Raw genomic sequence first — 14,437 nt, 5'->3', positions numbered from 1 at the left:
GCATGAACGGCCGCGCCGTCGCGCTCGGCAGCGTGCTGCTGGTCCTGGCGGCGCTGCTGCTGGCCCTGGGCGCCGGCATCGGCAGCACCGGCTTCGAGAGCCTGGCCGCCGCGCGGCAGGACCCGGTCGCCTGGCAGATCGTCTGGGAGATCCGGCTGCCGCGCACCGCTGGCGCCTGGGTGGCCGGCGCGCTGCTGGGGCTGGCGGGCGCGGTGGCGCAGGGGCTGTTCCGCAATCCGCTGGCCGATCCCTACCTGCTCGGCAGCGGCTCGGGCGCGTCGCTCGGCACCGCGCTGGCGCTGCTGTGGGGCGGCCAGACGGCGTCGCTGGCCGCGGCCGGCAGCCTGTGGCTGCAATTGGGCGTGACCGGTGCCGCCTTCGCCGGCGCGGTGCTGGGCGTGGTGCTGACGCTGCTGCTGGCGCGCGGCGCCCAGCACACGATGCGGCTGCTGCTGGGCGGCGTGATCGTCGGCGTGGTGCTGGGCGCGGGCAAGGACTTGATCACCGTGGCCGCGCCGCGCATCCTCGAATCGATGCAGGGCTTCACCCTGGGCAGCACCAGCTTCCTGGGCTGGCAGGCGGTGGCGCTGATGGCCGGCGCGCTGGCGCTCTGCCTGCTGGCCGCGCGGCTGCTGGCCCCGGTGCTCGACGGCCTGGCGTTGGGCGAGGCCACCGCCGCCAGCATGGGCCTGTCGCTGCCCTGGCTGCGCGCCGCGCTGGTGGCGGTGCTGGCCCTGGCCACCGGCACCGCGGTGGCGCAGACCGGGCTGATCGCCTTCGTCGGCTTGGCGGCGCCGCACCTGGTGCGTCCGCTGCTGCACTCGACCCATGCGGCGCTGCTGCTGCTGTCGGCCTGCATGGGCGGCGCGCTGCTGATGGCGGCCGACCTGCTGGCCCGCTGGCTGATCGCGCCGCAGGAGCTGCCGGTGGGCGTGCTGACCGCGCTGCTCGGCGGCGGCTACCTGCTGTGGCTGATGCACCGGCGCTCGCTGCGGGGTGGATCGTGACCGCGGCACTGGAAGCGCGGCAGGTGCACGCGCAGCTGGGCGGCACGGCCATCCTGCACGGCATCGACGTGGCCTTCGCGCGCGGCCGCTGGACCTCGGTCGTCGGCCCCAACGGCGCCGGCAAATCGACGCTGCTGAAGGTGCTGGCCGGCCTGCTGCCGTACCGCGGCGAGGTGCTGCTGCACGACCGCGACCTGCGCGGCTACGGCGGCCGGGCGCGGGCGCGCAGCCTGTCGTGGCTGGGCCAGAGCGAGGGCGACCGCGGCGGTGCCGACGACCTGACCGTTTACGACGTCGCGATGCTCGGCCGCCTGCCGCACCAGCGCTGGCTGGCCGCCCCCGGCACCGACGACCGCGCCGCGGTGGAGCGCGCCCTGCGCACCACCCAGGCCTGGGACTGGCGCGACCGGCCGCTGGGTGCGCTCTCGGGCGGCGAGCGCCAGCGGGTGCTGCTGGCCCGCGCGCTGGCGGTCGAGGCCGAGGTGCTGCTGATGGACGAGCCGCTGGCCAATCTCGACCCGCCGCACCAGGCCGACTGGCTGCAGACGGTACGCGCGCTGGTGGCCGAAGGCCGCACGGTGGTCAGCGTGCTGCACGAGATCTCGATGGCGCTGCACGCCGACGCGCTGGTGGTGGTGGACGCGGGCCGCATCCGGCACCGCGGCGCCTGCGATGACCCGGCGACGCACCGCGCGGTGGAGGCGGTGTTCGGCGACCGCATCGCGGTGCGGCGGCTGGACGACCAGTGGGTGGCGCTGCCGCGGTAGCCACCAGCCTCGCCGAATGGCGCGGAAACCGTGCGGCGCGTGCGCGCTGGCCGGTGGCCCCGAACAAAAAATGGACGGATTCAAGGAGCGAGGGATATGTCGATGGAAACAGGTTTTGCGCAGGTCGCGCAGTGGCTGCTGTGGCCGGTGATGGCGCTGGTGGGGCTGTCGTTCCTGTACGCGCTGTGGTCGGCCGGCGCGACCGGCATGGAGGCGGTGCAGCGCTGGCGGCGGCCTGCATGGCGGGCCCTGCGCGTCGTGCCGGAGGATTCGCTCGAAGAGCTGGAGCTGCGCATCGTGCGGCAGATCGAGCCGGTGCGGCTCCTGAGCCGCCTCTCGCCGATGCTGGGCCTGATCGCCACCATGATCCCGCTCGGCCCCGCCCTGCAGAGCGTGGCCGCCGGCCAGGGCCAGCAGGCGCTGGCGGTGTTCAGCGGCGCCTTCTCGGGTGTGGTGCTGGCCCTGGCCGCCGCATCGATCGGGCTGGTGGTGTATTCGGTGCGGCGGCGCTGGCTGCTGGCCGAGCTGCTGGAAGTACGGCGCGAGCGGGGGGTCACTGCATGAAGCACCTCAGCGTACTGGCCGAGGAAGACGACGATCCGATGCTGTCGGCGATCAACCTGATCGACGTGTTCCTGGTGCTGATCGTGGCGCTGCTCACCGCCGTGGCGGTGCAGAGCCAGTCGGCCGAAGGCGCGATCACGTCGGTTCGCAATCCGGGCCAGCCCGACATGGAACTGGTCATCACCGAGAACGGCAAGAGCATCAAGTTCAAGGGCACCGGCAGCGCGAGCCGCGGGCAGGGCGTGCGCACCGGCGTGGCCTACAAGCTCGACGACGGCAGCGTGGTCTACGTGCCGGAGCCGGGGGAGGGCGCGGCCGCTGCGGCGCCTGCTGCGGCATCGCCGGTACCTGCGGCACCGCCCGCCGGCGAAACCGCGCGATGACGGTGGGGGGCGTGGTGCGACCATGGCGTGGCATCGGCGCGCGGCTGGGGGCGTGCGTGTTAGCGCTGCTGCTCCTGTGCGTGCTGACGCCGTCCGCCCGTGCCGCCACGTTGCTCTGGCTCACCGCCGATGTCACGCCCGCCACCCGCACCGCCTTGCTGCAGCGGCTGGGCAGCGAGGCCGGCCTGCCGGTGCAGCACATCGAGTACCCGATCACCGGCGTGCCCGGCCTGGACGGTGCGCAGGCCACCGCGCTCGACCAGGCGTTGTCCACCGCCGATCTGGTGTGGATCGACGCGCCGCATCCCACGATCGAAGCGCGGCTCCGGTCCGTCGTCGGCCCGCGCTCGGAAGCCTTTGCCCAGCGCAAACCGAACCGCCTGGCCTGGGGCACCACGGCGTTCGCTGCCGGCGACACGCCGGCGGCCCGCATGGCCGCCTACCTGAAGGCCGGCGGCGAGGCCAACATGCGCCATGCGGTGGCGCTGGCCGCTGCCGTCGCGACCGGTGCCGCGCTGCCCACGCTGCCCGCGCCGCAACCCTTCGCCACCCGCGGCCTCTACACGCCCGGCGCGCCGGAGCTGTTCGCCGACGCCGAGGCCTTCGCCCGCTGGCAGGCCACGCAGTCCGCGCTGAAAGACCTGCCCACCATCGCCCTGCTGGTGCACCGCTACCACTTCGTCAACGGCGCGACCGACTGGATCGACCAGTGGATCGCCCTGTTCCGCCGGCACGGCCTGCTGGCCTATGCGGCCTTCGGTCCGCAGGCCGACGCGGCGGGCCTGTCGCAGCTGCTGGAGGTGCCCGACGGTGCAGGCGGCCGCACGCTGCAGGCCCGTGCCCTCGTGCTGCACCAGTTGGTCCCGCAGGCCGCGGCGCTGCAGCCGCTGTTCGACCGCTGGGGCGCGCCGGTGATCGCCACCCAGCCCTACCGGCAGGGCGGCACCGCCGAATGGGAGGCCGACGCGCAGGGCCTGGCCTTCGGCGACGTGCCCTTCTACCTGGCCCAGCCCGAGGGCGCGGGCGCCGTCGATCCGCTGATGGTGCTGGCCCATGCCGACGGCGGCCGGCGGCCCGAACTGGTGGTGCGCCAGGCCGATGCGGTGGCGGCCAAGGTGCGCCGGCTGGTGGCCTTGCGGGACACGCCGCGGGCGCAGAAGCGGCTGGTCGCGATGGTCTACAACTATCCGCCGGGCGGCACCAACTTCGGCGCCTCGTTCCTCAACGTGCCGCGCAGCCTGGAGCGGGTGTCGCAGGGCCTGGCCGATGCGGGCTACACCACCCGCGGCCTGCCCGAGGCGCAGTGGATCGACGGCCTGAAGCCGCTGCTGCGCGCCTACTACCCCGATGCCGACCTGCGCGGCCTGCTGGAGACCGGCCAGGCCGCCGCGCTGCCGCTGGCCGACTACGAACGCTGGTTCGGCACGCTGCCCGCCGCGGTGCGCCAGCGCATCGAGGGCCAGTGGGGCCCGGCCGCGCGCAGCCGCTATGTGGTGCAGTGGCAGGGCGCGCCGGTGTTCGTCGTTCCGCGGCTGCAGGTCGGCAACCTGTCGGTGCTGCCGCAGCCGCCGCGGGAGGAGACGCTGCGCCAGGGCCAGAACGCCTTCATGCACCGCAGCAAGACGCCCCTGTCGCACCACTACCTGGTGGTGTACCTCTGGGCCGCGCAGGCCGACGCGCTCATCCACTTCGGCACCCACGGCACGCAGGAATGGGCGCCCGGCAAGGCCCGGGCGCTCGATGTGCACGACGACGCGCTGCTGCCGCTGGGCGACGTGCCGGTGGTGTATCCCTACATCGTCGACAACCTGGGCGAGGCGCTGACCGCCAAGCGCCGAGGCCGCGCGGTGCTGGTCAGCCACAAGACGCCGGTGTTCTCGCCCGCCGGCTTCAACGCCCGCATGGCCCACATGCACGAACTGATGCACGAGTGGGAGACAGTCGACGCCGGCCCCACCCGCGCCGCGCTGGAGAAGGAGCTGACCGCGCAGTTCGTGGAGCACAACCTGCACCGCGACCTGGGCTGGAGCGCCGAGCGCATCGCCCAGGCGTTCGAGCCGTTCCTGGAAATCCTGCACCCCTACCTCGACAGCCTGGCCCAGAGCTCGCAGCCCAAGGGCATGGCCGCCTTCGGCATCGTGCCCGACGCGGCCCAGCGCCAGCAGACCATCCTGCAGGCGCTGCGCAAGCCGCTGATCGAAGCGCTGGGCGAGGACATCGACGAGGCGTTCCTGATCGACCACACCGGCATCGCCACCGCCCGACCCGCGCGCTGGCTGGCGGTGGCGCTGCGCGATCCGCAGGCCGCCAGCATGCTGGACCTGCGGCCGGCGGCCTCGGCGGCGGGACCTGTCGGCGCGGTTCCTGTGCAAGCCACGACCGATACGGTGGCGAGCGGCCCGCCCGCCTTGCAAACTTCGGTTGCGCCCGCAGCGGCTGCGCGACCGCCCGATGCGCTGGTGCGCGCCGAAGACTTCGTGCCCAACCGTGCCGCCCGCAAGCCGATCGACAGCCCGGCCCTGCTGGCCCTGGCGCGGCGTGCGCAGCAACTCGACGCGCTGCTGGCGACCGAAGGCGAGATGCCGGGCCTGCTGGGCGCGCTCGATGGCCGATTCATTCAAGCGGCCTACGGCGGCGACCCGATCCGCAATCCCGATAGCCTGCCGACTGGCCGCAACCTCACCGGACTGGACCCGGCGCGGCTGCCCACCCGCAATGCCTACGAGGTGGCGCAAACGGTGTTCGCCGACTGGCTCCAAGGCTGGCGCGCGTCGCACGGCGGCGCGATGCCGGGCCGCCTGGCGCTGTCGCTCTGGGCCGGCGAAACCCTGCGCCAGCAGGGCGTGATGGAAGCGCAGGCCCTGGTCGCGCTCGGCGTGCGACCTGTGTGGGACGACAGCGGCCGGCCGGTCAAGGTCGAGCTGATCCCGCGGCAGGAATTGCAGCGCCCGCGGGTCGATGTGCTGCTGAGCATCACCGGCTCCTACCGCGACCAGTTCCCGGCGCTGATGGCCCTCATCGACCAGGCGGTGGCCGCCGCCGCGCAGGCCGAGCCCGACAACGCCGTCGCCACCAACACCCGCCAGGTCGCGGCCGAACTGCGCCAGCGTGGCGTGCCGCAGGCCCAGGCCGCGGCGCTGGCCCGCGCCCGCAGCTTCGGCAACACCCTGGGCGACTACGGCACCGGCATCGCCGAGGCGGTGCAGGACGACGGCCTGAAGGCGCAGGACGCACGGCTGGGCGAACTCTTCCTGCAGCGGATGAGCCAGCCCTACCTCGACGGCCAGCCGTTGCCCGATATAGCGCCCGGCACGGCGCGCGAGGCGCTGGGCGCGCACCTGCGGCGCACCGATGCAGCGGTGATGTCGCGCAGCTCGCACCTCTACGCGATGGTCAGTTCCGACGACCCGTTCCAGTACCTGGGCGGCCTGGCCGCCGCGGCCCGCAGCGCCGGTCGCAAGGAGGAGGTGGGCCTCTACGTCAACCAGTTGCAGGACAGCGGCGAGCCGGTCACCGAGACCGCGCAGCGCGCCATCGCGCTGGAGATGCAGTCGCGCTACCTGCACCCCGGCTGGCTGCAGGCACAGAAGGCCGAGGGCTATGCCGGCACGCTGCAGGTGCTGAAGGCGGTGCAGTTCGCCTGGGGCTGGCAATCGGTGCAGAAGGACAGCATCCGCTCCGACCACTGGCAGAGCTTCTACGAGGTGCTGGTGCAGGACAAGCACCGGCTCGGCGTGCCGCAGTGGCTGGACCAGAACCGGCAGGCCTATGCACAGACGCTGGAGCGGCTGGTGCAGGCCCAGCGCCAGGGCTACTGGCAGGCCGACGCCGCCACCCAGCGCGACCTGGCGGAGCGCTACCGCGCACTGACCCGGGCCGAGCCGCTGGCGCTGGAGCAGGCCTCGGTGCGCCAGTGGGCCGACCAGCGTGCGGCGCCTGCGGTGCCGGCCACACCGGTCGGCATGCAGGCCGCCGCCAACGCGGCCGCCGCACCCGTCGCCCCTCCGCCGGCTGCACAACCCGCCGCGCCCGCAGCGCTTGCCGCAGTGCCGCCGCCCGAGCAGGGCGTGCGGCTGGAGCGTGTACCCGATCCGCCGCCGGCATCGGCCGCCGCATCCCGTTTGATCCAGTGGCTGGCCGGTGCGCTGGTGCTGCTGGTCATCGCCGCGGGTGCCGCCTGGCAGGCCCAGCGCCCGGGCGCGCCCCGCTGGCGGACAGCCGCCGGCACCTGACCTTTTCAGAAAGACAATCCCATGCAGATCGAAACCCCTCCCAGCGAAAAACCGTACGAGAAGCCCGAGGGCGAACGCCGCGGCCTCGTCCTCGTCAACACCGGCGACGGCAAGGGCAAGAGCACCTCGGCCTTCGGCCTGGCCCTGCGCGCCCACGGTCGCGGCAAGGCAGTGAAGATCTACCAGTTCATGAAGGTGCCCAGCGCCCGCTTCGGCGAGCACCGCATGTTCGAGCAGATCGGGATTCCCATCGAGGGCCTGGGCGACGGCTTCAGCTGGAAGAGCCAGGACCTGGAGCGCAGCGCGCAACTGGCCCGCGACGGCTGGGACAAGGCCCGTGCGGCGATTCTCTCGGGCGACTATTTCCTGGTGGTGCTCGACGAGATCACCTACCCGCTGATCTACGGCTGGCTGCCGCTCGACGGCGTGCTGGAGACCCTGCGCAATCGCCCGAAGGAGGTGCACGTGATGCTCACCGGCCGCCGCTGCCCGCTCGAGATCGTCGAGCTGGCCGACACGGTGACCGAGATGCAGATGGTCAAGCATGCGTTCAAGGCCGGCATTCCGGCCCAGCGCGGCATCGAGGACTGACGCACAGCGCCGCTCGTTAATGAAAATGCATTATCGTTAGTGCCCTTTGCATTCTTGCCGGCTCCCTGGGGCCTGCGACCGACGTCCCACCATGCGCCATCTGCCCTTCTCCCTGCGGCTCGCCGCCGCGGCCTGCGCCGCCGTGCCGCTCTGCCATGCCGCCGACCTGCCGACCCAGCAGGTCACCGACACCCGGCCAGAGGCCGGTGGCTCGCTCGACCTCGACCTGCCGGGCGAGACCGGCTCGCGCCTGGGCCTCGCGCCGCGGGAGACGCCGGCCAGCGTGAGCCGCATCGACGGCGCCGAGATGGCCGAGCGCAGCCTGGCCCGGGCGCAGGACGCGGCCGTCCGCCTGCCGGGCGTCACCGAATCGCCCGCGCCGGGCAACGGCGGCACAGCGCTGGCGGCGCGCGGCTTCGTCGGCCACAACTCGGTGGCGCAGATGGTCGACGGCACCCGGCTGGTGGTGGCCAACGGCACGGTGACCTATCCGTTCTCGACCTGGCCGCTGGAGGGCGTCGAGGTGTTGCGCGGCCCCGCCTCGGTGCTGTACGGCGACGGTGCCCTCGGCGCGGCGGTCAACTACCTGACCAAGCGGCCGCTCTTCGACCGCAGCGAGCGCGAGGCCTTCGTGGGCGCCGGCTCCTACGGCCTGCTGCAGGCCGGCGTGGGGCTGCGCGGGCCGGTCAACGAGGTGCTGGCGTACTCCCTGTACCTCGATGCCGACCGCAGCAGCGGCTACAACCCCGACATGGCCTACCGGCGACAGAATCTCTCGGCCGCGCTGGCCCTGCGGCCGACCAATGCGCTCCGCATCGACCTGTCGGTGGACGCCGGCCACAACGACGACAGCCACTACTTCGGTACCTCGCTGCGCGGCGGCGTGCTGGACGACCGGTTGCGCCGCACCGGCTTCAACCTGGCCGACGGCATGGTGCGCTACGACGACCGCGTCTGGCGCGCCAGGGTCGAGTACCAGGCCGCGCCCGGCCTGCGGCTGCGCAACGAGACCTACCGCCTGACCAGCCAGCGCCATTGGCGCAACGCCGAGACCTACGCCTTCGACACCACCGGCACCCGGGTGAACCGCAGCGACTACGTCGAGATCCTTCACGACCAGCAGCAGACCGGCAACCGGTTCGACGCCACGCTCGACGGCCAGATCGCCGGCCGGCGCAACCGCTTCGTGGTGGGCGTGGACGGGTACCGCACCCGGCTGCTCCACACAAACAATGCGCCCTACGACGGCGGCAGCACGGTCGATCCGTTCGCGGTGGCGCCGGGTGTGTTCGACAGCCCGGTGCCCACCACGCCCGGCCGCCGTTCGTCTCTGGAGACCCGCGCACTCTTCGCCGAGAACGCCCTCGACCTCGCGCCGCAGTGGAAGCTGGTTGCCGGCCTGCGCAGCGACCGCATGGCACTCGACTTCACCAATCTGCGCAGCAGCCTGCCCGGCGCCCGCCAGGCCAAGACGTACACGCCGGAGACCGGCCGCATCGGCCTGGTCTGGGCGGCGAGCGACGCGCTCTCGCTCTACGGCCAGTACGGCACCGGCACCGATCCGCTGAGCGGATCGCTCTCCCTGCCCAACGGCTCCAACACCTACGACCTGACCAAAGGCCGGCAGCTGGAAGTCGGCGCCAAGGGCAGCGTGCCGGCGGTGCGCGGCGAATGGACAGTGGCGCTCTACCAGCTGCAGAAGCGCGACATCCTCTCGCGCGACCCGCTCGACCCAACGGTCGCGCAGCAGATCGGCCGGCAGTCCTCCACCGGCATCGAACTGGCCTTCGCCGCAGAGCCCCTGCGCGGCTGGACGGTCGATGCCAACGCCGCCTTCCTGCGCGCCCGCTACGACCGGTTCGACGAGGCCCAGGCCAGCGGCGGCGTGGTGTCCCGCAGCGGCAACACGCCCACCGACGTGCCCGAGCGCAGTGCAGGCCTGTGGACGGCCTACCGCTTCCAGCCGCAGTGGCAGGCCGGCTTTGGCGCGCGCTATGTCGGCGCGCGCCAGGCCAATGCGGCCAACACCGCGCGGCTGCCGTCCTATGCGGTGCTGGACGCGTCGCTCAGCTACGCCTACTCCCGCAGCCTGACCGTGGCCTTGTCGGTCAAGAACCTCGCCGACAAGGTCTATGCGCTTTCCGGCGCGGGCGACGTGTTCTGGCTGCTGGGCGCTCCCCGCACGGTGCAGTTGACCGCGCGCGCCCGGTTTTGAGCCGGCAGGTCGTACAACGACGATGAAGCCCGCCCTGGTCTTCCTGCACAAGTGGCTGGGCGTGGCGCTCGCGCTGCTGTTCCTGGTGTGGTTCCTGAGCGGGGTGGTGCTGTACTTCGTGCCCTTTCCCGCGCTGACGCAGACCGAGCGGCTGGCGGGCCTGCCCGCGCTGCAGCTGCCCGCCGGCTGCTGCCTGGCGCCCGATGCCGCCGCGTCCCGCGCCGGCCTGCGCTGGACCGAGGCGCGGCTGGGCCTGCTGGGCGACCGGCCGGTCTGGCGCGTCCGGACGTCCGGCACCACCGATCCGAACCGCGCCGCCCGCTGGCAGGTGCTGGACGCCCGCGATGGCACGGCCCCGCCGCCGCTGGCCGAGGCGCAGGCCGCCGCGGTGGCGGCGGCTTTCGCGGGCCGCGCCGCCACCGGCACCGTGCCGCTGCTGCGCGACCAGTGGACCGTGCCGCAGGGCCTGGACCCGTGGCGTCCGCTGGTCAAGGTGGCGATGCAGGGCGACGACGGCCTGGAGCTGTACGTGTCGGCCGGCGCCGCCGAGGTGGTGCGCGACACCCGCCGCGCGGAGCGCTTCTGGAACTGGGTCGGCGCGGTTCCGCACTGGATCTACCCCACCGTGCTGCGCCAGTCGCCGCGGGCCTGGCAGCAGGTGGTCGTCGCGCTGGCGCTGCCCGGCACGCTGCTGGCGCTCAGCGGGGTGGTGCTGGGCGTGTGGCAGCTGTTCCTCAACCGCGCGCGCTGGATTCCGTACCGCCGGTTCTGGATGCGCTGGCACCACATCGCAGGTCTGCTGGCCGGCGTGGCCACCCTGACCTGGATCTTCTCGGGCCTGCTGTCGATGAATCCTTTCGGCGTGTTCTCGCCCTACGGCGCGCTGCCGGCGGAAAGCGTGCGGTGGGAGGGCGGTGCCGCCGTGTTCCGGCGCAACCCCGCCGAGGCGCTGGCCCTGGCGGCCGCGCAGGGGTGGGCGCCGCGCGAGCTGGAGGCGGGGCGCATCGCCGGCCAGGCCTGGTACCGGTTGCGCGGCCCCGGGCGCGAGGCCCTGCTGCGGGCCGACGGCGAGGGCCCGGCGGCGCTCGTCGACGCGGTGCCCGATGCCACGGTGCGCGCCGCGCTGGCCGGCCTGCGCGCCGGCGACGCCGCGGCGGGAACGCCGGCGCTGCAGCGCATCGACGCCTACGACGATCTCTACTACGCCCCCCGCCCGCACGACCCCGACAGCCGCCACGGGCTCCCGCTGCCGGTGTGGCGCGCCACCTGGGCCGACGGCGTCGTGGCCTATGCCGATCCGGCGTCGGCGCGGCTGCTGCTGCGCGCCGACAGCTCGGGCCGCTGGCAGCGCTGGCTCTACCATGGCCTGCACAGCCTGGACATCGCGCCGCTGCTGGCGCGGCCCGCCTTGCGCGATGCGCTGGTGCTGGGCCTGTCGGCGCTCGGCACCGCCTTGTGCATCACCTCCTGCGCCGTGGCGTGGCGGGTGCTGGTGCCGCGCCGGCGGCGGCCCGACCGGCCGGCGCCTGTCGCCAGCGCGGCGACCGCAGGGGAGGGCGGGCGGTGACCGGCCTGGCCGCTCCGCTCGCCGATGCCACGCTGGCCGCGCTGGCGGTGGTGATCGCCCTGGCCGTCGACTGGCGCTGGGGCGAGCCGCGGGTCTGGCATCCGGTGGTGGGGATGGGGCGGTACCTGGGTGCCGCCGGCCGATGGTTGATGCGGCGGAGCGGTGCCGACATCGGCGGCGATTCCGAAGGCGGTGGCAGTGGAGATGCAGGCGCTGGTGCGCAAGCAGCATCGTCCGCGCTGCCGAATCCGTCCGGCCCGTCCGCTGGCCGCTGGCGCCTGTTCGCCGCCGGCGCACTGGCCTGGTCCGTCGGTGCGGTCGCCGTGGGTCTGGCTGCGGCACTGCTGCAGTGGCTTGCATTGCACCTGCCGCCGTGGGCCGCCGCGATAGCGATCGGCCTCGCGCTCAAGCCGCTGCTGGCGTGGCGCATGCTGCACGACGAGGTGGCGGCGGTCGAGGCCGCGCTGGCCGTGTCGCTCGATGCCGGCCGGGCCCGGCTCTCGCGGCTGGTCAGCCGCGACGTGACCCAACTGACTGACACGGAAGTCCGCGAAAGCGCGATCGAAACCCTGGCCGAGAACCTCAACGACTCGGTGGTGGCGCCGCTGTTCTGGTTCCTGCTGCTCGGCCTGCCGGGCGCGGCCGTCTACCGCTTCGCCAACACCGCCGACGCGATGTGGGGCTACCGGGGCCGGTGGGAGTGGGCCGGCAAGTGGGCGGCGCGGGCCGACGACCTGCTGTCGTGGCTGCCGGCGCGCATCACCGCGGCCCTGCTGCTGGCGCTGCGACCGGCGCTCTGGCCGCGCCTTCCGGCCGAGGCCCGCCGCACGCCGTCGCCCAACGGCGGCTGGCCGATGGGGGCGATGGCGCTGCGGCTGGGCGTGCGGCTGTCGAAGCCGGGCGTCTACTGCCTGAATGCCGGCAGACGCGACCCACGGCCCGCCGACACAGCGCAGGCGCTGAAATCTTCTAGAAAAGCGGTCGTAGCCGGCGTGCTGTGCGGGCTTCTAGCTATCTATTCGATAGCATTGGCGAGAATGGCCTGACACCGCGCGCGCTGCCGCCGGCACCGCCCGCCGCCGCACAATCCCCGCTGCCCGCCTGCCGCCCCCGATCCCCCGCTTGCCCATGACCGCTTCGCCTGCCGATATTGCCGCCGCCACCGCCGCCGCCATGCGCGTCCACGGCGGCCCCGACGGCGGCGGACCGGTGCGCTTCGATTTCTCGACCAACGCCAACGCCTGCGGCCCGTGCCCCGCGGCGCTGGCCGCCGTGCAGCTCGCCGATGCCACCCGCTATCCCGATCCCCGCTACACCGCGCTGCGCGAGCGGCTGGCCGCATTCCACGGCGTGGCGCCCGGCCGCATCCTGCCGGCGGCCAGCGCCAGCGAGGCCATCTTCCGCATCACCGCCTGGGCGGCGCAGCGCGGCATCCGGCAGGCCCGCATCCCCGCGCATGCCTACGGTGACTATGCGGCCGCAGCCGCGGCCTGGCGGATGGCGGTGCACCGCGCGGACACGGCGCCTGGGCCCTCGTCCGGTGCCGCACCGGCCCTCGTCTGGGCCTGCGACCCTTCCAGCCCGCTCGGCCGGTCGGAGCCGGTGCCGCCGGCGGGCCCCTGCGACCTGCTGGTGCTCGACCGGGCCTATGCACCGCTGCGGCTGTCCGGCACTTCGGCCTGGACACCGGCCGACCTCGACCGCGCCTGGCAGCTCTGGTCGCCCAACAAGGCCCTGGGCCTGACCGGCCTGCGCGCCGCCTACGCCATTGCGCCCAAGGACAGCGGGGCGTCCGTCGCCGCGCTCGACGCCCTGGCCCCGTCCTGGCCCGTCGGCGCGCACGGCGTGGCATTGCTGCAGGCGTGGTGCGAAGACGCCACCCAGCGGTGGCTGGCCGAAAGCCTCGACACCCTGCGGGTCTGGAAAGCCCGGCAGCAGGCCATCTGCGACGCGCTGGGCTGGGTGGTGTTGCCCAGCGACACGCCGTTCTTATGCGTCCGACTGCCGCTGTCGCCCGCGCGCGCCGCGGCACTGCGCCGGGCCGGCATCCAGCTGCGCGATGCCACCTCCTTCGGTATGCCAGGCCACGCGCGCGTGTCGGTGCAGCCGCCGGCGGCGCAGGATGCACTGCGGGCCGCGTGGCAAGCAGGATGAATGGACCGCCACGAGCCCGCCGCTGGACTCCGTGGCACCCAAATGGCACGCCCCGCGGCCGACGACGCGACAATCCCCCGCCGGCCCCGCCCCTTTCTGGAGAACCCCTTGCCCCGTACCGACCGCGATGACAACCGCTCCGTCGCCCTTTACTGGGATTTCGAGAACCTGCACGCCAGCCTCTTCGAGGACCGCTACGGCGAGGGCGCCTACGGCCGGCCCGACGGGCGCTTCAAGCTGCAGGAGCCGCTGGTCGACGTGCAGGCGATCGTCGAGCTGGCGGCGTCCTTCGGGCCGGTGGCGATCAACCGGGGGTACTGCAACTGGCAGTTCTACGGCCGCTACCGCGACGCATTGCTGCAGGGCGGGGTGGAACTGGTGCAGCTGTTCCCGCCGGGGGCGTCGGCCAAGAACGGGGCCGACATCCGCCTGTGCCTGGACGCGGCGGAAGACATCCACCGCTTCGGCCATATCGAGACGGTGGTGATCGTCGGCGGCGACAGCGACTTCATGCCGGTCGCGCAACGCATCAAGGCCGCCGGCCGCACCCTGGTGGGCGTGGGCATGCGCCGCGCCACCAACCGGCACTGGGCCAAGAGCTGCCACGAGTTCCGCTACTACGACAGCCTGATGGCGACCGCGGCGGCCGCCGCCGCGGAAGAGGCGGGCGCCACGGCCCTCGACGCCGATCCGCCACCCGCGGCGCGCACCATCTCCGACACCGATCCCGCCGCCGAGCTGCTCTGCCGCGCGGTGCGGCTGCTGGCCGACACCCGCGGCGATCCATGGGTCAGCAAAGGCGGCGTGTGGCACATGATGAAGCGGCTGGACCCGGCCTTCGACCCGCGCGAGCACGGCCATGCCGACTTCCCGTCGATGGTGCGGGCGATGGGCGACATGGTCGAGGTGACGATGGGCGAGACCGGCCGGCTGCTGCGACTCAAGGCATGAACGCTG

The 14,437-nt window shown here is 73.5% G+C and carries 11 protein-coding genes; all 11 read left to right on the top strand.

Features of this window, described 5'->3' with window-relative positions; translation table 11 throughout:
• The first annotated feature begins 2 nt into the window (after nucleotides 1–2).
• The 11 genes from ASE76_RS02560 (at nucleotide 3) to ASE76_RS02510 (ending at nucleotide 14,431) form a co-directional block, all read left to right on the top strand.
• Entirely contained in the window at nucleotides 3–1,007 is a 1,005-nt protein-coding gene (locus ASE76_RS02560; protein ID WP_055834198.1) for an iron ABC transporter permease, read from the top strand.
• Nucleotides 1,001–1,774: an ABC transporter ATP-binding protein gene (locus ASE76_RS02555; RefSeq protein ID WP_055835536.1), complete on the top strand. Its 774-nt coding sequence runs from the start codon at nucleotides 1,001–1,003 to the stop codon at nucleotides 1,772–1,774. Before ASE76_RS02560 ends, ASE76_RS02555 begins: the two co-directional genes overlap by 7 nt.
• A gap of 96 nt (nucleotides 1,775–1,870) precedes the next feature.
• On the top strand, nucleotides 1,871–2,338 hold the full coding sequence (locus ASE76_RS02550) for a hypothetical protein (RefSeq protein WP_055834195.1): 468 nt from the start codon (nucleotides 1,871–1,873) through the stop codon (nucleotides 2,336–2,338).
• Entirely contained in the window at nucleotides 2,335–2,721 is a 387-nt protein-coding gene (locus tag ASE76_RS02545) for a DUF2149 domain-containing protein (protein WP_055834192.1), read from the top strand. The genes ASE76_RS02550 and ASE76_RS02545 overlap by 4 nt, the downstream gene beginning before the upstream one ends.
• 56 nt (nucleotides 2,722–2,777) lie before the next feature.
• Entirely contained in the window at nucleotides 2,778–6,953 is a 4,176-nt protein-coding gene (cobN, locus tag ASE76_RS02540) for a cobaltochelatase subunit CobN (protein ID WP_236698307.1), read from the top strand.
• A 21-nt stretch (nucleotides 6,954–6,974) separates the two neighbouring features.
• Complete coding sequence (gene cobO / locus ASE76_RS02535; RefSeq protein WP_055834187.1) at nucleotides 6,975–7,544, top strand: cob(I)yrinic acid a,c-diamide adenosyltransferase; 570 nt, start codon at nucleotides 6,975–6,977, stop codon at nucleotides 7,542–7,544.
• Nucleotides 7,545–7,635: 91 nt separating this feature from the next.
• Entirely contained in the window at nucleotides 7,636–9,759 is a 2,124-nt protein-coding gene (locus tag ASE76_RS02530) for a TonB-dependent siderophore receptor (RefSeq protein WP_055834184.1), read from the top strand.
• Between the two features lie 22 nt (nucleotides 9,760–9,781).
• The gene (locus ASE76_RS02525) at nucleotides 9,782–11,326 is read left to right on the top strand and encodes a PepSY domain-containing protein (RefSeq protein WP_055834181.1); all 1,545 of its coding nucleotides are present in this window, start codon (nucleotides 9,782–9,784) and stop codon (nucleotides 11,324–11,326) included.
• A gap of 5 nt (nucleotides 11,327–11,331) precedes the next feature.
• On the top strand, nucleotides 11,332–12,372 hold the full coding sequence (gene cbiB, locus ASE76_RS02520) for an adenosylcobinamide-phosphate synthase CbiB (protein WP_055835533.1): 1,041 nt from the start codon (nucleotides 11,332–11,334) through the stop codon (nucleotides 12,370–12,372).
• A gap of 82 nt (nucleotides 12,373–12,454) precedes the next feature.
• Nucleotides 12,455–13,480: an aminotransferase class I/II-fold pyridoxal phosphate-dependent enzyme gene (locus ASE76_RS02515; RefSeq protein WP_236698306.1), complete on the top strand. Its 1,026-nt coding sequence runs from the start codon at nucleotides 12,455–12,457 to the stop codon at nucleotides 13,478–13,480.
• Between the two features lie 108 nt (nucleotides 13,481–13,588).
• On the top strand, nucleotides 13,589–14,431 hold the full coding sequence (locus ASE76_RS02510; RefSeq protein WP_055834178.1) for an NYN domain-containing protein: 843 nt from the start codon (nucleotides 13,589–13,591) through the stop codon (nucleotides 14,429–14,431).
• Nucleotides 14,432–14,437: the final 6 nt, after the last annotated feature.

Source organism: Xylophilus sp. Leaf220 (genome assembly GCF_001421705.1).
Classification (GTDB): domain Bacteria; phylum Pseudomonadota; class Gammaproteobacteria; order Burkholderiales; family Burkholderiaceae_C; genus Xylophilus.
The sequence above is the reverse complement of the archived record's forward strand: the minus strand, read 5'-3'. Positions and strand labels throughout refer to the sequence as shown.

Bases quoted from the DNA above. Each gene is read 5' to 3' on its own strand.
- ASE76_RS02560 (WP_055834198.1), top strand. From the start codon at position 3: ATGAACGGCCGCGCCGTCGCGCTCGGCAGCGTGCTGCTGGTCCTGGCG.
- cobO (WP_055834187.1), top strand. From the start codon at position 6,975: ATGCAGATCGAAACCCCTCCCAGCGAAAAACCGTACGAGAAGCCCGAG.
- ASE76_RS02525 (WP_055834181.1), top strand. From the start codon at position 9,782: ATGAAGCCCGCCCTGGTCTTCCTGCACAAGTGGCTGGGCGTGGCGCTC.
- ASE76_RS02550 (WP_055834195.1), top strand. From the start codon at position 1,871: ATGTCGATGGAAACAGGTTTTGCGCAGGTCGCGCAGTGGCTGCTGTGG.
- ASE76_RS02515 (WP_236698306.1), top strand. From the start codon at position 12,455: ATGACCGCTTCGCCTGCCGATATTGCCGCCGCCACCGCCGCCGCCATG.
- ASE76_RS02530 (WP_055834184.1), top strand. From the start codon at position 7,636: ATGCGCCATCTGCCCTTCTCCCTGCGGCTCGCCGCCGCGGCCTGCGCC.
- ASE76_RS02545 (WP_055834192.1), top strand. From the start codon at position 2,335: ATGAAGCACCTCAGCGTACTGGCCGAGGAAGACGACGATCCGATGCTG.